This window comes from Variovorax sp. Soil_C_17, assembly GCF_057657265.1.
In genome coordinates this window covers 315,138-335,147 of sequence record NZ_JBDGIT010000002.1, presented here as the reverse complement: position 1 = coordinate 335,147, position 20,010 = coordinate 315,138, and the positions used below count along the sequence as shown (strand labels likewise).

Here is a 20,010-nt window from a genome sequence, read left to right as displayed (position 1 = left end):
TTGCAGCCGCTGAACGACTTGCCTACTGGGGCAAATGCCTATGCTGCGGTGCGGGAACGACTCGCGCCGCGAAGGATCAATGCGCGCCTGCGGCAGCGTCCGCGGCGCCGGGGCTGCGCACGGGCTTCGCGAGCCACACGAAGGGAATCAGCAGCAGGAACAGCACCGCCGACGCGTAGAACACGTCATTGGCCGCCAGCATGAAGGACTGCTGGTCCACGATGCGGTTGATCTGCCCCAGCACCTGCTCGGCGGAGAAGCCGCTCGCACTCAGCCCGGCCATGGCGCTGTTGGCGGCCGCGCTGCCCGGATTGATCGACTCGACCAATTGCGCATGATGCAGCGCCGCGCGGTTCTCCCACAGCGTGGTCGCGATCGAGGTGCCCATCGCACCGGCAGTGATGCGCGCGAAGTTCGACAGGCCCGAGGCCGCCGCGATGCGGTCGGGCGCGAGGCCCGACAGCGTGATCGTCACCAGCGGGATGAAGAAGAAGGCCATCGCCACGCCCTGGATCACGGTCGGGATCATGATGGTCCAGAAGTCGGCCTGGGTGTTGAAGTTCGAGCGCATCCACAGCACCAGCGCAAACACCAGGAAGGAGAAGGTCGCGTAGCGGCGCGGATCGATCTTGCCCACGGTGAGGCCGACCATCGGGGAGAACACGATCGCCAGCAGCCCCACGGGCGCCATGATCATGCCGGCCTGCGTGGCGGTGTAGCCCATGAATTGCTGCAGCCACAGCGGCAGGATCACGACGTTGCCGAAGAACAGCCCGTAGGCCACCGCGGTGGCGAGCGCACCGGACCAGAAGTTGCGCCGCTTGAAAAGCGACAGGTCCACCACCGGATGCTTGTCCGTCAGCTCCCACACCAGGAAGAAGGCGAAGCCGACCACCGCCACCACCGCCATCGCGACGATCTCGGGCGAATGGAACCAGTCGAGCTCCTTGCCCTTGTCGAGCATGAGCTGCAGCGACCCCACCCACAGCACCAGCAACGCCAGGCCGATGCCGTCGATCGGCACCTTGCGCGTGCTGCTCTCGCGCTTGCGGTAGATGCCCCAGGTGATGCCGGCGGCGAGCAGGCCCACGGGGATGTTGATGTAGAAGATCCAGGGCCAGGAGATGTTGTCGGTGATCCAGCCGCCGAGCAGCGGGCCCATGACGGGGGCGACCAGCGTGGTCATCGACCACATCGCCATCGCGAGCCCGGCCTTGGCTTTCGGATAGCTCGACAGCAGCAGCGTCTGCGACAACGGGATCATCGGCCCGGCCACGAAGCCCTGCAGCGCGCGGAAGGCGATCAGCGTGGTCATGTTGGGCGCCAGGCCGCACAGCCACGAGCTGATGATGAACAGCAGCACGCTGGCCATGAAGAGGCGCACCTGGCCGAAGCGCTGGGTGAGCCACCCGGTGAGCGGCACCGCGATCGCGTTGGCGACCGCGAAGCTGGTGATGACCCAGGTGCCCTGCGTGGAGCTCACGCCGAGGTCGCCGGAGATGGCCGGCAACGACACGTTCGCGATCGAGGTGTCGAGCACGTTCATGAAGGTCGCGGCCGAGAGCGCGATCGTGCCCCACAGGCGGGCCGAACCTTCGAGCGGCGGATGGGCAGCGGGAGCCGCAGCGGTGGCCATGGCTCAGATCGGATTCACGTGCGAGACGGCCGAGCCGGCGGCGGGCGCGGCGCCGTGCGGCTGCTTCGCCGTGCCGGCGAGCGCCGGGGCGCGGCCCAGGTTGGCCGCGATGATGCGCTGCACCTCGGCGTCGGCGCCCTGGTCGAGCCGGCTGTAGACCTGCGTCTGGGCCAGTGCGGTGGCACGCGGCGCATCGGCCAGCGTCTTGCCGCCCTTGTGCCGCACGTCGACCTCCACGTCCATCGACAGGCCCACGCGCAGCGGGTTGGCCTTGAGCTGCCCGGCGTCGAGTGCGATGCGCACCGGCACCCGCTGCACCACCTTGATCCAGTTGCCGGTGGCGTTCTGCGCCGGCAGCAGCGCGAAGGCCGCGCCGGTGCCCACGCCCAGGCCGGCCACGCGGCCGGTGTACTCGACCTTCTTGCCGTACACGTCGGCCGTGAGCTTCACCGGCTGGTCGATGCGGATGTTGCGCAGCTGCACTTCCTTGAAATTGGCGTCGACCCACACCTGGTTCAGCGGCACGATCGACATCATCGGCGTGCCGGCCGCGACGCGCTGGCCGAGCTGCACGGTGCGCTTGGCCACGTAGCCTTCGACCGGCGCCGGCAGCGCCACGCGCTGCGTCGCGAGGTAGGCCTCGCGCACCTTGGCGGCGGCGGCCTGCACGCTGGGGTGCTGCTCGACGGTGGTGCCCTCGGTCAGCGACTGGTTGCTGGCCAGCTGTTCGCGCGCAGCGATCACGCCGGCCTGCGCCGCGGCCAGCGCGCTCTTCGCGTTGGCCAGTGCGGTCTCGGCATGGTTGAGCTCTTCCTTCGACACCGCGCCGTTGCCCGTCAGCGCCTGGCGGCGCTCGAGGTCGTCCTGCGCGCGGGCGATGTCGCTCCGGGCCTTCGCGATGTCGGCCTGGCGCAGGGAGACCTGCGCCGCCAGCGAGCCGTTGTTGGCGTAGAGGGTGCGCACCTGGCGCACCGCCTGGCCGAGCGCCGCCTCGGTCTGCTCGAGGGCCACCTTGGCATCGGCCGGGTCGAGCTGCACCAGCGGCTGGCCGGTCTTCACCAGGTCGGTGTCGTCGGCCATGATGGCCATCACGGTGCCGCCGATCTGGGGCGTGATCTGGATCACGTTGCCCTGCACGTAGGCGTTGTCGGTCGATTCGAAGTGGCTGGCAACCAGCCATTCGTAGGCGCCCCAGCCGGCGCCGGCGACCACCACGGCGGCGGCGAGCACGGTGAGCGCGCGGCGGCGCTTGTTGTTGCCGGGGGCCGGGGCATCGACTGCGGCGTCTGCGGTGTTGTCGTTGCTGCTGTCCATGGGAATGTCCTTCGGATTGGCGCTTTGCTGTTCAGGGATGACATGCCGCGGGCTTGCAGGCCGCGGCGGACGGATGCAGTTACAGCCTTTCGGGCTGCCAGCCGCCGCCCAATGCGCGGGCAAGGCCCACCTGGGTCTCGAGGGCGCGCGCGGCCAGGTCGACGGCCTGGCGTCGTTCGGCGAGCACGGTGGTCTCGGCCGTGAGCACGTTGAGGTAGTTGCCGAGGCCGGCGCCATAGCGCTGCACGGCGATGTCGTAGGCGGACTCGGCGGCGCGCTGCGATGCGGCCTGCTCTGCCTGCTGGCGCGTGACCGACTGCACGCTGCTGACCTGGTCGGCCACGTCGCGCACGGCATCGAGGACGGTGGCGTTGTAGCTCTCGATCGCGGCGTCGAGGTCGGCCGTCTTGCCGCGCAGGTTGGCGCGCAGCCGGCCGCCCTCGAAGATCGGCAGCCGCACGGCCGGGCCCACGCCCCACTGCTCGCTGCCCGACTTGGTGAGATTGCCGAAGCCGAGGGCGGAGAAGCCGGCGAAGGCCACCAGGTTGACGTTCGGATAGAACTGGGTCCTGGCGTTGGCGACGTCGCTGGTGGCCGCCTCGACGCGCCAGCGCGCGGCGGCGATGTCGGCACGGCGTCCCAGCAGGTTGGCCGGGATCGCAGGCTGCAGCGCGATCGGGCGAATGCCGGCGAGCTTCGGCGCGGCCAGGGCCTGGGCGGCGCCGGGCTTGGCGACCAGCGCGTCCAGCGCATGCTGGGCGATCTCGATCTGCTCGTTGAGCGCCTCGATCTGCTGGCGCGCTTGCGGCAGGCCGCCTTCGCTCTGGTATTGCTCCAGGCGCGTGTCCAGGCCGGCCGAGACGCGGTCGCGCACGAGCTTGAGGGTTTCCTCGCGCTGCGTGAGCGTGCGCTTGGCCACGGCAAGCTGGTCGTCCAGGCGCGCCCATTGGAAATAGGCACGGGCCACGTTGCTGGCCAGCAGCACGCGGGCCGCATCGGCATCGGCCGCCGCGGCATGGGCGGCGCCGACCGCGCTTTCGATGGCAGTGCGGTTCTTGCCGAAGAAGTCGAGCTCCCAGCTCGCGTTGAGCTGCAGCGTGCCGAGTTCCTGGATCGAGCCGCCGAGCGGCGCGGGATAAATGGAGTTGCCGCTGAACTTCTCGCGCGTGAGGTCGAGCTGGCCGTCGAGCTTGGGCTTGCGGGCGGCTTCCGCCACGCCGACCGCGGCCTGGGCGCGTTCGAGGCGGGCGCGTGCGACCTGCAGGCTGGGGTTGCCTTGCAGCGCCTGATCGACCAGGGCATTCAGCTGGGCGTCGCCGAAGGCCAGCCACCACCGGCTGTCGACGGCGGGCGCGGCCAGCGCGGCAGCCTGGCTGGACAGGCCCAGCGAATCGGCATCGCGCAGGTTCGCTCGCGAATCGATGTGGCCCATGTCGGCGCAACCGGCCAGGAACAGCACGGCCGCGGCGGCCATGGCGGTCGTGGGACGCCGTGCGAATTCAGGAAGAAGCGGAATCATTCTTTTCTCCACGAGCCGCGATGGCCTGGGCGTTGTCGAGCATGCGGTGAAGGAGTCCCTTGAGCTGTTGCCACTCGTCCCGGCTGAAGCCGGCCAGCACTTCGTTCTGGACGCTGCACAGGACATGGGGCACCTGGCGCGCCGCTTCGCGGCCCTCTTCGGTGAGTTCGATATTGACCACGCGCCGGTCGGACAAGGAGCGCACGCGCCGGCACAGGCCCTTGGCTTCGAGCCGGTCGAGCAGCCGCGTCATGGCGCCGGTGTCGAGCTGGCATTCGCGCGCGAGTTCGGCGACGGTCTCGGCATGGCCCAGGTAGAGCTTGAAGAGAGGCGCCCACTGCGGAAAGGTCGGCCCGCTGGGCTCGGACATCTTGTTGGAGACGAGCTGGCCGACGATGGTGGTGATGCGGCGCATCATGTGGCCCACGCTTTCCTCGGCGAGGTAGCCCTCCGGCTGGTAGAAGTCCGGAATCGCGGGCGATCCCTCGAGGGGCACCGGCGCGTCGGCTTCCGGAGGTGTGGGCTGGGACATGTCGCGATTATTAGTTGTCATGACAGTAATTGTCAAGGCTGCCTTTGAATGGGCAAGCGCTGGCTAGAATCCGGCTCATGGTTTCCCCTGTCTCGGCCGCCAAAGGCTCCCCTCGATCGCTCTCCGGCCTGGCCCCCTTCTTGCGGCCCTACCGCGTCCAGATCGCACTGGCCGCCGTGTTCCTGGTCCTGGCGGCAGCGACCACCTTGGTGTTTCCACTGGCCTTGCGTGGCCTGATCGACGGCGGCTTGATCGTGGCCGACCGCGGCGCCCAGACGATGGCGCTGCGCGACCACTTCCTCGCCCTCTTCGCCGTCGCCGTGGCACTCGGCGTTTTTTCGGCGGCGCGCTTCTACACGGTGAGCTGGCTCGGCGAGCGCGTCACGGCCGACCTGCGCAACGCGGTCTATGCCCACGTGCTGCGCCAGAGCCCGGCTTTTTTCGAGACCACGCAGACCGGCGAGGTGCTGTCGCGGCTGACGGCCGACACGACGCTGGTGCAGACGGTGGTCGGCTCTTCGCTCAGCATGGGCCTGCGCAACGCGGTGATGGGCATCGGCGCGCTGGGCATGCTGGTCTGGACCAATCCGTACGTGATGGTGCAGGTGCTGGGCATTCTGGTGCTGGTCGTGCTGCCCAGCATGTGGTTCGGTCGCCGGGTGCGCCGGCTCTCGCGCGCCAGCCAGGACCGGGTGGCCGATTCGAGCGCGATCGCGGCCGAGGTGCTGAACGCCATTCCGGTGGTGCAGAGCTACACCGCCGAGGCGCGCGAGGCGGCGCGCTTCGACGCCTCCACCGACAGCGCCTTCCGCACCGCCGTGCGCCGCACCAAGGCCCGCTCGGTCCTGGTGGCCTTCATCATCATCGCCACCTCGGCCGCGCTGCTCTGGGGCCTGTACCAGGGCACGCAGGCGGTGCTGCGCGGCGACATCACGGCCGGGCACCTGGGGCAGACGGTGGTGTACGTCATCATCCTGGCCAGCGCCGCGGCGGTGCTGGGCGAGGTTTACGGCGACCTGCTGCGCGCCGCCGGCGCCACCGAGCGGCTGATGGAGCTGCTGCATGCCAGGCCGGCGATCGTGTCGCCGACGCGGCCCGCGCAGGCGGCGGTGCCGGCGGCCGGCAGCGCCGTGCGCTTCGAGCAGATCGGCTTTCACTACCCCTCGCGCCCCGGCACGCCGGCCTTGCGGGACTTCAGCCTGGACATCGCACCCGGCGAGACGGTCGCGCTGGTGGGATCGAGCGGCGCGGGCAAGAGCACGGTGTTCCAGCTGCTGCTGCGCTACTACGATCCGCAGTCGGGCCGCATCCTGCTCGACGGCGCGCCGCTCGCCGAGCTCGCCCTCGACGCGCTGCGCACGCGGATCGGGCTGGTGCCGCAAGACGCGGTGATCTTCTCGGCCAGCGCCTTCGAGAACATCCGCTACGGCCGGCCCGAGGCGAGCGCCGAGGAGGTGTACGCCGCGGCGCGCGCCGCCTTCGCCGACGGCTTCCTGCGGGCGCTGCCCGAGGGCTACGACACCTTCCTGGGCGAGCGCGGGGTGCGGCTGTCAGGCGGCCAGCGCCAGCGCATCGCGATCGCGCGGGCCATGCTCAAGAACCCGCCCCTGCTGCTGCTCGACGAGGCGACCAGCGCGCTCGATGCGGAAAGCGAGCGCATGGTGCAGGCGGCGCTGGAATCGGCGATGGCAAACCGCACCACGCTGGTCATCGCGCACCGGCTGGCGACGGTGCAGAGGGCCGACCGCATCATCGTGCTCGACCACGGCGGCATCGTGGAACAGGGAACGCACGCGGCACTGGTGGCACGCAACGGGGTGTATGGGCGGCTGGCGGCGCTCCAGTTCGCAGCCTGAGACAGCGAGCGCAGCTACTGAAGCGTTTCCTTGAGCGCCGGCGGCAGGGGCAGCGAGAAGACCGAAATGCCCTCGTCGAGCAGATCCTTGGCTTCCTCGCGCGTGGCCTGGCCGCGGATGCCGCGCTCCTCGGCCTCGCCGTAGTGCATCTTGCGGGCCTCGGCGGCGAAGCGGTCGCCGACGTCCTCGGTCTTGGCCATCACCTCGCGCACCGCACGCATCCAGCGGCCCTCGGGCGAGTCGCCCTGGACGACGGCGGGCACGGGGGCAGGCTCGGCGGGCGGCTTGGCATTGCCGAGATTGAGGCGCGGCGCGGTGAGCAGCTTGGTGATGGCTGTGTCGCCGCACAGGGGGCAGGACACGAGGCCGCCGGCGAGCTGCGTCTCGAAGTCGTCGTTGGACGCGAACCAGCCCTCGAAACCGTGGCCGTGCGCGCATTGGAGGTTGAGGACCTTCATGCGCGGATTATGGGCCGGCGGGTGGGAAGTCGGCGCTTTTCCAGTCGAGCACCCATGCGCCGGACAGGACGTTCTGCAGCCAGAGCGTGCAGGTCAGCGTCTTGGCATCCGACACGGTGCCGTCGCGGCACCACTCCAGCAGCTGAGCGGGGGTGGCCGCGGTCAGCTCGACGAACTCCTCGTGGTCGAGCTGCTGGCTGCCCACGGTGAGGCCACGCGCGAAGTAGATGTGGATGATCTCGGTCGAATAGGCCACCGCCAGGTGCATGGCGCCGGCATGGGCCCACTCGCGTGCGGTGTAGCCGGTTTCCTCCTGCAGTTCGCGCAGGCCACACACCAAGGGGTCCTCGCCGGGGTCGAGCTTGCCGGCCGGAAACTCGGTCATGACCCGGTCGATCGGGTAGCGGTACTGGCGCACCATCGCCACGCGGCCGTCATCGAGCAACGGCACCACCACCACCGCGCCGGGGTGAACGATGTACTCGCGGGTCGCAGTCTTGCCGTCCGGCAGGCGCACGGTGTCGCGCTTGGCCTCCAGGAAGTTGCCCTTGAAGAGCAGCTCGCTGGCGATGCCCTCTTCCTTCAGATGTGCGTCGTCCGTCATTTCCGATGCTTGAGGAGGTAGCGCCAGGTGAAGCCCGGGAACGCGAGCACGAGGAACAACGCCCCGGTGACGGCGTAGAACTCCCAGCCTTGGGGCGCGATCTGGCCGGCGCGGCGCTCGAACAGGAGCCCGATGCCGCCGGCGGCGAAATAGAGGATCACCAGCTCGCCCAGCCGAAGGGCCAGCGACTTGGCGCGCGCCGCGAGCGGCACCATGCCGAGCAGGCGCTCGTTCAGGAAGGGCAGATTGGCCGCCAGCAACGCGACGAGCAGCACCACCCAGACCGAAGCTCCCTGCGACACGACCCTCAGCCGGCCAGCGTGGCCACGATGGCCTGGGCGCACAACGACATGAGCCCGCCGGGCACGATGCCCAGGATCAGGATCAGCGCGCCGTTGACGGCCAGCACGGTGCGCACGTCGCGCGGCGCCGAGACGGTGGTCGCCGTCACCGGCGCGTCGAAGTACATCACCTTGACCACGCGGATGTAATAGAACGCGCCGACCAGCGACATCACGACCGCGAACACCGCCAGCGCGATGTAAAGGCCCTGGCCGGAGGCGATCAGCGCCTGCAGCACGGCCAGCTTGGCGTAGAAGCCGACCAGCGGCGGGATGCCCGCCAGCGAGAACATGGCGATGGCCATGACGCCGGCATAGAGCGGGCTGCGCTGGTTGAGGCCGGCGAGGTCGGTGATTTCCTCGCTCTCGAAGCCCTCCCGCGCGAGCAGCAGGATGATGCCGAAGCTCGCCAGCGTGGTCAGCACGTAGGTGACGATGTAGAACATCGCCGCGCTGTACGCGAACTGCGCGTTGTAGGTGCTGTTGTTGACCACGCCCGCCACCATGCCCAGCAGCATGAAGCCCATCTGCGAGATGGTCGAGTAGGCCAGCATGCGCTTGAGGTTGGTCTGCGCGATGGCGGCCAGGTTGCCCACCAGCAGGGAGGCGATGGCGAGCAAGGCCAGCATCTGCTGCCAGTCGAACGCGAGCGGCAGCAGCCCCTCGACCAGCAGGCGGATGATGATGGCGAAGGCGGCCAGTTCGGGCGCCGCGCCGATCATCAGCGTGACGGCCGTGGGCGCGCCCTGGTAGACGTCGGGTACCCACATATGGAACGGCGCAGCGCCGACCTTGAAGGCCAGGCCGGCGACGATGAACACCAGCCCGAAGACCAGCACCTGGTGGTTGACCTTGCGGCTGGCAATGGCCTTGAAGACCTCGGTGGTGTCGAGCGAGCCGGTGGCGCCGTACATCATCGACAGGCCGTAGAGCAGGAAGCCGCTGGCCATGGCGCCGAGCACGAAGTACTTCATCGCCGCCTCGCTGGCCACCGCGTTGTCGCGCCGCAGCGCGACCAGCGCGTAGCTCGACAGCGTGAGCAGCTCCAGGCCGAGGTAGATCACCAGGAAGTTGCTGCCCGAGATCATCACGAAGATGCCCAGAAGCGAGAACATGCTCATGGTGAAGAGCTCGCCGCCGCGCAGCATGCCGCGGTCGGCCGCGTAGGGACGGCCGTAGACCAGGGTGACCATCAGCGCCACGGAGGCGAAGCACTTGAGCCAGTTGCCCATCGGGTCGCTCACGACCATGCCGCCGAAGCCGTAGTGGCTCGTGGCGTCGGTGGCCTGCATGCCGGTGAGCACGGCCACCACGGCCAGCGTGAGCAGGGTCAGCACGTAGGTGCGCGTGCGATGGGTGTCGGTCGTGGACAGATCCACCAGCGCGATGATGCAGGCCATGACCAGCAGCACCATCTCGGGGTAGATCGTCATCCAGCTGAGTTTGTCAATCATCTCGTTCTCTTGGGGCCTGGCTGCTCAGCCTGGAATCTTGGACGTCTGGACGTGGCGCAGGAGCTCGCTCACGGAGGCATTGCTCGCGTCGGTGAAGGGCTTGGGATACAGGCCCATCCACAGCACCGCGATTGCGAGCAGGGCCAGCATGAGGAACTCGCGGGCGTTGATGTCGTCCAGCGCCTTCACGTGGTCGTTGCCCACCGGGCCCAGGTAGACCCGCTTGTACATCCACAGCGTGTAGGCCGCGCCGAAGATCAGCGCCGTCGCCGCGCCCACCCCCAGCCAGAAGTTGGCCTTGACCGCGCCGATGATCACCATCCATTCGCCGACGAAGCCGGCGGTCGCGGGCAGGCCGCAGTTGGCCATGGCGAACAGCAGCGCGAAGGCCGCGAACTTGGGCATGGTGTTGACCACGCCGCCGTAGTCGGCAATCTGGCGCGAATGCACGCGGTCGTACAGCACGCCGATGCAAAGGAACATGGCGCCCGAGACGAAGCCGTGCGCGATCATCTGGACGATGCCGCCCGAGATCCCGATCTCGTTGAAGATGAAGAAGCCCAGCGTGACGAAGCCCATGTGGGCGACCGACGAATAGGCCACCAGCTTCTTCATGTCCTGCTGCACGAGCGCCACCAGGCCGACGTAGATCACCGCGATCAGCGAAAGCGCGATCATCAGCCAGGCCCATTCGTGCGAGGCGTCAGGCGCGATGGGCATCGAGAAGCGCAGGAAGCCGTAGGCGCCCAGCTTCAGCATGATCGCCGCCAGCACGGCCGAGCCGCCGGTGGGCGCCTCGACGTGCACATCGGGCAGCCAGGTGTGGACCGGCCACATCGGCACCTTGACCGCGAAGGCCGCGAAGAAGGCGAAGAACAGGAAGGTCTGCTCCCTGGCCGTCAGCGGCAGCTTGTGCCAGCTCAGGATGTCGAAGCTGCCGCCCGAGCGGTTGTACAGGTAGATCAGCGCGACCAGCGTCAGGAGCGAGCCGAGCAGCGTGTAGATGAAGAACTTGAAGGCGGCATAGATCTTCTTCGGGCCGCCCCAGATGCCGATGATCAGGTACATCGGGATCAGCGTCGCCTCGAAGAAGACGTAGAAGAGCACGCCGTCCAGCGCCGAGAAGGTGCCGATCATGAGGCCCGAGAGGATCAGGAAGGCGCCCATGTACTGATTGACGCGCTCGGTGATCACCTCCCACGCCGAGATCACGACGATGACCGTGATGAAGGCCGTCAGCAGCACCAGCCACAGCGACAGGCCGTCGAGGCCGACGTGATAGAAAACATTGAAACGCTCGATCCAGCTGCTCTTCTCGACGAACTGCATCGCGGCGGTGCCGTTCTGGAAGCGCGTGTAGAGCGGCACGGTGGCCAGGAAGCTCACGATCGAGCCGACGAGTGCGATCCAGCGCACGATGCTCGCGTGCTGGTCGCGACCGATGGCCAGCAGCACGGCGCCGAAGACGATCGGCACCCAGATGGCAAGGCTCAACAAACCCATTTTTGCTTTTCTCCAGTGGCGCGCGGTTTATCTGTTGAACCAGACGAAATACGTCATGAGGATGAAGATGCCCAGGAGCATCGCGAAGGCGTAGTGATAGATGTAGCCCGACTGCATCCAGCGGACGACGCCGGCGATGCGGCCGATCGCTTTCCAGGAGCCGTCGACGATGGCGCCGTCGATGATCCCCTGGTCGCCGCCCTTCCACAGGCCGGTGCCCAGTCCGCGCGTGCCGCGCGCGATCAGGTGCTCGTTGATCCAGTCCATGTAGTACTTGTTCTCGAGCAGGCGGTAGACCGGGCCGAAGGCGCGCTTGATGGCCTCCGGCAGCGCCGGATTGATCAGGTACATGTACCAGGCCAGCACCACGCCGGCCAGCGCCAGCCAGAACGGCGCCGCGGTCAGCCCGTGCAGGGCCATGGCCATGGGGCCGTGGAAGGCCTCGGCCAGTTCCTTCATCGCGTGGTGCTTGCCGGCGTCGACGACGATCGCATCCTTGAAGAACTCGCCGAAGAGCATCGGCTGGATGGTCATGTAGCCGATCACCACCGAGGGAATGGCCAGCAGCACCAGCGGCAGCCACACCACCCACGGCGACTCATGCGGCGTGGAGTGATCGTCGTGGTGGCCATGGTCGGGCTCGGCGTCCGGCTCGTGGTGGTGCACATCCGGGTTCTGGTCGTAGCGCTCCTTGCCGTGGAACACAAGGAAGTACATGCGGAAGGAATAGAAGGCCGTGACGAACACGCCCGCCAGCACCGCCCAGTAGGCGAAGCCGGCGCCCCAGAGGTGGCTCTCGTGCACGGCCTCGATGATGCTGTCCTTCGAGTAGAAGCCCGCGAACAGCGGCGTGCCGATCAGCGCCAGCGAGCCCAGCAGCGAGGTGATCCAGGTGATGGGCATGTACTTGCGCACGCCGCCCATCCAGCGGATGTCCTGGTTGTGGTGCATGCCGATGATCACCGAGCCGGCGCCGAGGAACAGCAGCGCCTTGAAGAAGGCGTGCGTCATCAGGTGGAACACCGCCACCGAGTAGGCCGAGGCGCCCAGCGCGACCGTCATGTAGCCCAGCTGCGAGAGCGTCGAATAGGCCACCACGCGCTTGATGTCGTTCTGGATGATGCCCAGGAAGCCCATGAAGAGCGCCGTGATGGCGCCGATCACCAGCACGAAGGACAGTGCCGTGTCGCTCAGCTCGAACAGGGGCGACATGCGCGCCACCATGAAGATGCCGGCCGTCACCATGGTCGCCGCATGGATCAGCGCGGAGATGGGGGTCGGGCCTTCCATCGAATCGGGCAGCCACACGTGCAGCGGGAACTGGGCGCTCTTGCCCATGGCGCCGATGAACAGGCAGATGCAGATCACGGTGATCAGCATCCATTCGGTGCCGGGGAAGCTCAGCTTGGCCAGTTCATCGGCCTTGGCGAAGGCCTCGCCGTAGTTCAGCGTGCCGGCATAGGCGGCGATCAGGCCGATGCCCAGGATGAAGCCGAAGTCGCCCACGCGATTGACCAGGAAGGCCTTGAGGTTGGCGAAGATGGCGCTCGGCTTGTTGTACCAGAAGCCGATCAGCAGGTAGGACACCAGGCCCACGGCCTCCCAGCCGAAGAAGAGCTGGAGCATGTTGTTGCTCATCACCAGCATCAGCATGGAGAAGGTGAAGAGCGAGATATAGGCGAAGAAGCGGTTGTAGCCCTCGTCCTCTTCCATGTAGCCGATGGTGTAGATGTGCACCATCAGCGAGACGAAGGTCACGACGCACATCATCATGGCCGTGAGGCCGTCGACCAGGAAGCCGATCTCCATCTTGATGCCGTCGACCACCATCCATTCGTAGATGGTGGCGTTGAAGCGGGCGCCGTCGGCCACCACGCTCTTGAGCGTCATGGCCGAGATGACGAAGGCGATGAACACGCCCAGGATGGTCATCGAGTGCGAGGCGCGGCGGCCGAAGCGGTTGCCGCCGAACTTGGTGCCGAACAGGCCGGCAAGCAGCGAGCCGACCAGGGGTGCCAGCGGCACGGCCAGCAGTGCGGATGCGGAAAGAGTTGCGCTCATGCCGAGACCGCCCGCCGGGCCGCCCCAAAGGCGGGCTGCGCACCCGCGGGTGGCAGCGAGTTCACGAAGTGAGGAGCGTGGGGGTACATGTTTCTCTCAGCCTTTGAGCGCATTGAGTTCGTCGACGTTGATGTTCGACTTGTTGCGGAACAGCAGCACCAGCAGCGCCAGCCCGATCGCGGACTCGGCCGCGGCCACGGTCAAGATGAAGAACACGAAGATCTGGCCGTGCATGTCGCCCAGGAAGTACGAGAAGGCGACGAAGTTCACGTTGACCGCGAGCAGCATCAGCTCGATGCACATCAGGAGCACGATCAGGTTCTTGCGGTTCAGGAAGATGCCGATCACCGACAGCGCGAAGAGCATCGCGCCCAGCGAGAGAAAGTGTCCGAGCGTGATGGTCATGCCTTGGTCTCCCCGGCTGCAGGCGCTTCGTCCGCCACCGGCTGCGCGGCCCGCGTCACGGGCATCTGCACGATGCGCACGCGGTCGCGCGCTTTCACGCGCACCTGGTCGGAGGGGTTCACGTACTTGCTGTCCTTGCGCGTGCGCAGCGTGAGCGCGATGGCGGCGACGATGGCCACGAGCAGGATGACGGCCGCGATCTCCAGCGGGTAGAGGTATTCGGTGTAGAGCAGCTTGCCGAGCTCCAGGGTGTTGGAGGTGTCGGGGCCGGTGGCCATTGGTCGGCGCGGCTCGGCCAGGCGGAAGCCGCCCATCAGCACCGCGGCCATCTCGAGCGCGATCAGCGCGCCGATGCCCGCTGCAAGCGGGAAGTGCTTCCAGAAGCCCTGCCGCAACGCGTCGACGTTGATGTCGAGCATCATGACCACGAACAGGAACAGCACCATCACCGCGCCCACGTAGACCAGCACCAGCGAGATCGCAAGGAACTCGGCGCGCAGCAGCAGCCAGATGGCCGAGGCCTGGAAGAAGGCCAGCACCAGGTACAGCGCCGCATACACGGGATTGCGCGAGGTGATGACGCGGAAGGCCGCGAAGAGCAGCACCGCGGCGAACAGGTAGAACAGACCGGTCTTGACGTCCATGGATCGGTTTCGTTGTTTGTTATCGGGCCAGGTCCGCCTCAGCGGTACTTGGCATCGGCTGCCTTGTTGGCAGCGATTTCTTTTTCGTAGCGGTCGCCTACGGCCAGCAGCATGTCCTTGGTGAAGTACAAGTCGCCGCGCTTTTCGCCGTGGTATTCGAAGATGTGGGTCTCGACGATGGAATCGACCGGGCAGCTTTCCTCGCAGAAGCCGCAGAAGATGCACTTGGTCAGGTCGATGTCGTAGCGCGTGGTGCGGCGCGAACCGTCGTCGCGCACGTCCGATTCGATGGTGATGGCGAGCGCCGGGCACACGGCTTCGCAGAGCTTGCAGGCGATGCAGCGCTCCTCGCCGTTCTCGTAGCGGCGCAGCGCATGCAGGCCGCGGAAGCGCGGGGAGAGCGGCGTCTTCTCTTCCGGAAACTGCACCGTGATCTTGCGGCTGAAGGCGTACTTGCCCGTGATGGCCAGGCCCTTGAACAGCTCGACCAGCATGAAGCTGGACAGGAAGTCCTTGAGCGAGAACGGTGTGTTGGTAGTTGCAGTGGTCGCAGCCATGGCGATTCCAGTTACTTCCAGATGTTGAACGGGGTCTGCATCCAGGCGCCGACCACCACCAGCCACACCAGCGTGACCGGGATGAAGATCTTCCAGCCCAGACGCATGATCTGGTCGTAGCGGAAGCGCGGGAAGGTCGAGCGGACCCACAGGAACATGGTGACCACGACGAAGGTCTTGAGGCCCAGCCAGATCCAGCCGGGGATGAAGCCGAGGAAATCGAAGGGAGGCAGCCAGCCGCCGAGGAACAGGACCGCGCACAGGATCGAGACCAGCCACATGTTGGCGTACTCGGCCAGGAAGAACATCGCGAAGCTCATGCCCGAGTACTCGATCATGTGGCCGGCGACGATTTCCGACTCGCCTTCCACCACGTCGAAGGGATGGCGGTTGGTCTCGGCCAGGCCGGAGATGAAGTAGACGACGAAGATCGGCAGCAGCGACAGCCAGTTCCACGACAGGAAGCCGATGCCCATCGAGGCGAAGTGGCCCTTGCCCTGCCCCATCACGATGTCGGTCATGTTGAGGCTGGCGGAGACCATCAGCACCACGACGAAGCAGAAGCCCATCGCGATCTCGTAGCTCACCATCTGCGCCGAGGCGCGCAGCGCTCCCAGGAAGGCGTACTTGGAGTTCGAGGCCCAGCCCGCAATGATCACGCCGTAGACCTCGAGCGAGGTGATGGCCATGACGAACAGCAGGCCGGCGTTGATGTTGGCCAGCGCGACGTCGGGACCGAAGGGGATCACCGCCCATGCAGCCAGGGCCGGCATGATGGTCATGATCGGGCCCAGCAGGAACAGGCCCTTGTTGGCGACCGTCGGGAGAATGATTTCCTTGGTCAGCAGCTTCAGTGCGTCGGCAATGGGCTGCAACAAACCCAGCGGACCGATGCGGTTCGGACCCAGACGGATCTGCGTGAAGCCGATGGCCTTGCGCTCCCACAGCGTGAGGTAGGCCACGGCGCCCATCAGCGGCAGCACCACCACCACGATCTTGATCAGCGTCCAGATCACCGGCCAGGCGACCGCGGTCCACCACGGGGCCGCGACCAGGCCGAGGCCGAATCCATGCAGGCTGTCGATCATGCGAGCACCTCCTCGGCTTGCGCGGCGCGCGCATCGGCGGTGAGTTGCAGCGAAGGCGCACGGCGCACGATCGAATCGAGTTGGTAGATGGCGGCGACGGCCGGCGCCGCGGCGTCGGGAACGCGCTCGCCGTCGGGGCGAGCCGCTGTGGCGTTGCTCAGCCTGTCGGCCGGGACGAGGCCGGGGGCCAGGCCGGTGTCGGCCAGGACCTCGGCCGCCGACTCGAAGGAGAAGCCCGGCAGGCCCAGCAGGTTGGCCAGCACACGCAGCACCTTCCAGGCGGGGCGCGTCTCGCCCAGCGGCTTCACCACGGCGTGGAAACCCTGCACGCGGCCCTCGGCGTTGACGAAGGTACCCGGCGTTTCGCTGAAGGGTGCGATCGGCAGCAGCACGTCGCTGAAGTCGAGGTTGGCCTTGAAGGGGCTCAGCGTCACGACCATCTGGGCATGCGTGAGTGCATCGGCCGCCTTGGTGCCGGCAGCCGAGTCGAAAACCGGCTCGGTGTTGAGCAGCAGGACCGCCTTGAGCGCACCCTGCAGCATCTCGCCGGCGTTCAGGCCGGCATCCATGGGCAGTGCGCCGACCAGTTGGGCACCGACGGTGTTGGCCGCCTCGGTGAGATAGCCGACGCTGGCGCCGGTCTGGGCGCCGATCCAGTTCGCCAATGCCAGCAGCGCGCGGGCTTCGGCGTGGTGGGCGGCCGCGTTGCCCAGCAGGATGGCCTTGCGCTCGCCGCCGAGCAGCGAGGCAGCGATGGCCTTGGCCGCGTCGCCGGGTTCGGCGGAACGGGCGATCGGCCCCGCGGCGCCGGTCGTCGCGGCGACCGCCGAGGCGATCTCGGCGAGCGTGTCGATCCAGTCTTGCGCCGGCACGCGCACGGCGTTGGCCACGGGCATCGCCCAGGCTTCGTCGTCTGCCAGCAGTTCAGGGGCGGTGAGCGCACTGAGCGCCGCGCCCTTGCGCACCGATTGACGAATGCGCTGCGCGAACAGCGGATGGTCCTTGCGCAGGTTGCTGCCAATCACCAGCACGCGCTGCATTTGCGACAGCGAAGCGACCGAGGTGCCCAGCCAGCGCACGCCCTCGGAGGCGCCGAACTCGGCGTTGCGCAGGCGGTAGTCGATGTTGGCACTGCCCAGGCCCTGCATGAGCAGCTTGGCCAGGTGCAGCTCTTCCACCGTGCTGTGCGGGCTGGCCAGCGTTCCGATGCTGTGCGCACCATGGTCGGCCTTGATCTGCTTGAGGCCGTTGGCCACGTACTCGAGCGCGGTCTGCCAGTCGACCTGCTGCCACTGGCCACCCTGCTTGAGCATGGGCTGCGTCAGGCGCTCGGGGCCGTTCAGCGCCTCGTAGGAGAAGCGGTCGCGGTCGGCGATCCAGCACTCGTTGACGTCTTCGTTCTCCAGCGGCACCACGCGCATCACGCGGTTGTTCTTGACCTGAACGATCAGGTTGGCGCCGGTCGAATCGTGCGGGCTCACCGACTTGCGGCGCGACAGTTCCCAGGTGCGGGCGCTGTAGCGAAAGGGTTTGCTGGTCAGCGCGCCAACCGGGCAGATGTCGATCATGTTGCCCGAAAGCTCGGAATCGATCGAGCTGCCGAGGAAAGTCTCGATCTCGGCGTGCTCGCCGCGGTGCGACATGCCGAGCTCCATCACGCCGGCCACTTCCTGGCCGAAGCGCACGCAGCGCGTGCAATGAATGCACCGGGTCATCTCCTCCATGCTGATGAGGGGACCCGGGTCCTTGCGGAAGACCACGCGCTTCTCTTCCTCGTAGCGCGAGGAGGAGCCGCCGTAGCCGACGGCGAGGTCCTGCAGCTGGCACTCGCCGCCCTGGTCGCAGATGGGGCAGTCGAGCGGGTGGTTGATCAGCAGGAACTCCATGACCGCCTGCTGGGCCTTGATGGCCTTGTCGCTCTTGGTGCGCACGATCATGCCCTGCGTCACCGGCGTGGCGCAGGCCGGCATCGGCTTGGGCGCCTTTTCGACGTCGACCAGGCACATGCGGCAGTTGGCCGCGATGCTGAGCTTCTTGTGATAGCAGAAGTGCGGGATGTAGGTGCCCGCCTTGTCGGCCGCATGCATGATCATGCTGCCTTCGACGATGTCGACCTTCTTGCCGTCGAGTTCGATTTCAACCATGTTTTGTTTTCTCGCTCAGGCCTTGACCGGTGCCTTGGGGACGTAACCCGGAATCAAGGCCTCGAACTCGTGTCGGAAATGCTTGATCATGGCCCGCACCGGCATCGCGGCAGCATCGCCCAGCGCACAGATGGTGCGGCCCTGGATGTTGTCGGCGACCGAGTTCAACAGGTCCATGTCGCTGGGCTTGCCGTGGCCATTGTGGATGCGGTCCACCACGCGCCAAAGCCAGCCTGTGCCCTCGCGGCACGGGGTGCATTGGCCACAGGACTCGTGCATGTAGAAGTAAGAGAGGCGCTTGAGCGACTCGACCATCGAGCGGCTGTCGTCCATCACGATCACGGCTCCGGAGCCCAGCATCGAGCCGGCCTTGGCGATGGAGTCGTAGTCCATCGTGCACTCCATCATGATCGAGGCCGGCAGCACCGGTGCCGAGGAACCGCCAGGGATCACGGCCTTGAGCTGGCGGCCCTTGCGCACGCCACCGGCGAGCTCGAGCAGCTTCGAGAAGGGCGTGCCCATCGGCACTTCGTAATTGCCGGGCAGCTCGACGTCGCCGCTGACCGAGTAGATCTTGGTACCGCCGTTGTTCGGCTTGCCGCACTCCAGATACGCCACGCCGCCGTTGTTGATGATCCACGGCACCGCGGCGAAGGTCTCGGTGTTGTTGATGGTGGTCGGCTTGCCGTAGAGGCCGAAGCTGGCCGGAAACGGCGGCTTGAAGCGCGGCTGGCCCTTCTTGCCTTCCAGCGATTCGAGCAGCGCCGTCTCTTCGCCGCAGATGTAGGCGCCGAAGCCGTGCGAGGCATGCAGCTGGAAGCTGAAGCTGCTGCCCAGGATGTTGTCGCCCAGGAAGCCGGCCGCCCTCGCCTCTTCCAGCGCCTCTTCGAAGCGCTCGTAGGTCTGGAAGATCTCGCCGTGGATGTAGTTGTAGCCCACGCTGATGCTCATCGCGTAGGCCGCGATGGCCATGCCCTCGATCACGATGTGCGGGTTGAACTGCAGGATGTCGCGGTCCTTGCAGGTGCCCGGCTCGCCCTCGTCCGAGTTGCAGACCAGGTACTTCTGGCCGGGGAACTGGCGCGGCATGAAGCTCCACTTCAGGCCGGTCGGAAAGCCCGCGCCGCCGCGGCCGCGCAAGCCGGAGGCCTTGACTTCGGCGATCACCTGCTCGGGCGTGAGGCCTTCGCTGAGGATCTTGCGCAGCGCCTTGTAGCCGCCGCGCGCTTCGTAATCGGCCAGGCGCCAGTTGGTGCCGTCGAGGCCGGCGTAGATCTGGGGCTCGATGTGGCGGTCATGGAAGCAGGTCTGCACGCCGGTGGCCTGGAACTGCGAGAGCACTTGCTCGGGCGTCATCATTGCGCGCCCTCCGCCTTGGCGCCGCGCAGGCCGTCGACCAGCTGATCGAGCTTTTCGTTGCTCATGAAGCTGCACATGGTGCGGTCGTTGACCAGCATCACGGGCGAATCGGCGCAGGCGCCGAGGCACTCGCTCTGCTGCAGGGTGAACATGCCGTCGGCGGTGGTCTCGCCCATCTTGATGCCGAGCTTCTTCTCGAGGTGCGCCAGCGCCACCGCCCCGTCGCGCAGCTGGCACGGCAGGTTGGTGCAGACGTTGAGCTTGAACTTGCCCACCGGCTGCTGGTTGTACATGTTGTAGAAGGTCGTGACCTCGTGCACCGCGATCGGCGCCATGCCGAGGTAGGCCGCGATTTCGCGCTCGCGCTGCATGCTGACGTAGCCCTCGTTCTTCTGCACGATCGTGAGCAGGGCCATCACGGCCGACTGCTTGCCCGCCGGCGGGTACTTGGCGACCTCGCGCGCGAAGAGCGCCAGTGTGGCGTCCGACAGCGGCGCCTGGGTGCTGTGGGGGGTGTCGGGAGTCATTCGTTCGC

At 67.1% G+C, this 20,010-nt stretch carries 18 protein-coding genes; 1 reads left to right on the top strand and 17 read right to left on the bottom strand.

Features of this window, described 5'->3' with window-relative positions; all coding sequences use genetic code 11:
• Positions 1-76: 76 nt before the first annotated feature.
• The 4 genes from AC3A6Y_RS10230 to AC3A6Y_RS10215 all read right to left on the bottom strand — a co-directional run bounded on the left by AC3A6Y_RS10230 (position 77) and on the right by AC3A6Y_RS10215 (position 5,001).
• The gene (locus tag AC3A6Y_RS10230) at positions 77-1,636 is read right to left on the bottom strand and encodes a DHA2 family efflux MFS transporter permease subunit (protein ID WP_487868110.1); all 1,560 of its coding nucleotides are present in this window, start codon (positions 1,634-1,636) and stop codon (positions 77-79) included.
• Positions 1,637-1,639: 3 nt separating this feature from the next.
• On the bottom strand, positions 1,640-2,950 hold the full coding sequence (locus AC3A6Y_RS10225) for an EmrA/EmrK family multidrug efflux transporter periplasmic adaptor subunit (protein ID WP_487868109.1): 1,311 nt from the start codon (positions 2,948-2,950) through the stop codon (positions 1,640-1,642).
• Positions 2,951-3,029: 79 nt separating this feature from the next.
• Positions 3,030-4,424, bottom strand: a complete 1,395-nt coding sequence (locus AC3A6Y_RS10220) for an efflux transporter outer membrane subunit (protein WP_487869041.1) — start codon at positions 4,422-4,424, stop codon at positions 3,030-3,032.
• A 25-nt stretch (positions 4,425-4,449) separates the two neighbouring features.
• The gene (locus AC3A6Y_RS10215; protein ID WP_487868108.1) at positions 4,450-5,001 is read right to left on the bottom strand and encodes a MarR family winged helix-turn-helix transcriptional regulator; all 552 of its coding nucleotides are present in this window, start codon (positions 4,999-5,001) and stop codon (positions 4,450-4,452) included.
• Positions 5,002-5,078: 77 nt separating this feature from the next.
• Here AC3A6Y_RS10215 and AC3A6Y_RS10210 point away from each other — a divergent pair, with 77 nt between their 5' ends.
• Entirely contained in the window at positions 5,079-6,857 is a 1,779-nt protein-coding gene (locus tag AC3A6Y_RS10210; protein WP_487868107.1) for an ABC transporter transmembrane domain-containing protein, read from the top strand.
• A gap of 14 nt (positions 6,858-6,871) precedes the next feature.
• Here AC3A6Y_RS10210 and AC3A6Y_RS10205 read toward each other — a convergent pair whose 3' ends face one another.
• The 13 genes from AC3A6Y_RS10205 to AC3A6Y_RS10145 all read right to left on the bottom strand — a co-directional run bounded on the left by AC3A6Y_RS10205 (position 6,872) and on the right by AC3A6Y_RS10145 (position 20,002).
• On the bottom strand, positions 6,872-7,315 hold the full coding sequence (locus AC3A6Y_RS10205) for a DUF1178 family protein (protein WP_487868106.1): 444 nt from the start codon (positions 7,313-7,315) through the stop codon (positions 6,872-6,874).
• A 7-nt stretch (positions 7,316-7,322) separates the two neighbouring features.
• A complete protein-coding gene (locus AC3A6Y_RS10200) occupies positions 7,323-7,919 on the bottom strand; it encodes an NUDIX domain-containing protein (RefSeq protein WP_487868105.1) in 597 nt (198 codons plus the stop codon).
• Entirely contained in the window at positions 7,916-8,221 is a 306-nt protein-coding gene (locus AC3A6Y_RS10195; protein WP_309964341.1) for a DUF2818 family protein, read from the bottom strand. The genes AC3A6Y_RS10200 and AC3A6Y_RS10195 overlap by 4 nt, the downstream gene beginning before the upstream one ends.
• Positions 8,222-8,226: 5 nt before the next feature.
• Entirely contained in the window at positions 8,227-9,714 is a 1,488-nt protein-coding gene (nuoN, locus tag AC3A6Y_RS10190) for an NADH-quinone oxidoreductase subunit NuoN (protein WP_487868104.1), read from the bottom strand.
• A gap of 24 nt (positions 9,715-9,738) precedes the next feature.
• Positions 9,739-11,217 carry an NADH-quinone oxidoreductase subunit M gene (locus tag AC3A6Y_RS10185; protein WP_487868103.1) on the bottom strand — a complete coding sequence of 493 codons (1,479 nt, stop codon included), beginning with the start codon at positions 11,215-11,217 and terminating at the stop codon, positions 9,739-9,741.
• Positions 11,218-11,244: 27 nt separating this feature from the next.
• Positions 11,245-13,278 (bottom strand): NADH-quinone oxidoreductase subunit L, encoded by a 2,034-nt coding sequence (gene nuoL / locus AC3A6Y_RS10180; RefSeq protein ID WP_487868102.1) that lies wholly within the window; start codon positions 13,276-13,278, stop codon positions 11,245-11,247.
• A gap of 96 nt (positions 13,279-13,374) precedes the next feature.
• Positions 13,375-13,683 (bottom strand): NADH-quinone oxidoreductase subunit NuoK, encoded by a 309-nt coding sequence (nuoK, locus tag AC3A6Y_RS10175; protein WP_106554218.1) that lies wholly within the window; start codon positions 13,681-13,683, stop codon positions 13,375-13,377.
• Positions 13,680-14,327 carry an NADH-quinone oxidoreductase subunit J gene (locus AC3A6Y_RS10170; protein ID WP_487868101.1) on the bottom strand — a complete coding sequence of 216 codons (648 nt, stop codon included), beginning with the start codon at positions 14,325-14,327 and terminating at the stop codon, positions 13,680-13,682. The genes nuoK and AC3A6Y_RS10170 overlap by 4 nt, the downstream gene beginning before the upstream one ends.
• 38 nt (positions 14,328-14,365) lie before the next feature.
• On the bottom strand, positions 14,366-14,884 hold the full coding sequence (gene nuoI / locus AC3A6Y_RS10165) for an NADH-quinone oxidoreductase subunit NuoI (protein WP_487868100.1): 519 nt from the start codon (positions 14,882-14,884) through the stop codon (positions 14,366-14,368).
• An 11-nt stretch (positions 14,885-14,895) separates the two neighbouring features.
• Positions 14,896-15,972, bottom strand: coding sequence for an NADH-quinone oxidoreductase subunit NuoH (nuoH, locus tag AC3A6Y_RS10160; RefSeq protein ID WP_487868099.1), 1,077 nt, complete (start codon positions 15,970-15,972; stop codon positions 14,896-14,898).
• Positions 15,969-18,116, bottom strand: a complete 2,148-nt coding sequence (nuoG, locus tag AC3A6Y_RS10155) for an NADH-quinone oxidoreductase subunit NuoG (RefSeq protein ID WP_487868098.1) — start codon at positions 18,114-18,116, stop codon at positions 15,969-15,971. Before nuoG ends, nuoH begins: the two co-directional genes overlap by 4 nt.
• A gap of 15 nt (positions 18,117-18,131) precedes the next feature.
• The gene (nuoF, locus tag AC3A6Y_RS10150) at positions 18,132-19,475 is read right to left on the bottom strand and encodes an NADH-quinone oxidoreductase subunit NuoF (protein WP_487868097.1); all 1,344 of its coding nucleotides are present in this window, start codon (positions 19,473-19,475) and stop codon (positions 18,132-18,134) included.
• Entirely contained in the window at positions 19,472-20,002 is a 531-nt protein-coding gene (locus AC3A6Y_RS10145) for an NADH-quinone oxidoreductase subunit NuoE family protein (RefSeq protein ID WP_487868096.1), read from the bottom strand. The genes nuoF and AC3A6Y_RS10145 overlap by 4 nt, the downstream gene beginning before the upstream one ends.
• Between the last annotated feature and the right edge of the window lie 8 nt (positions 20,003-20,010).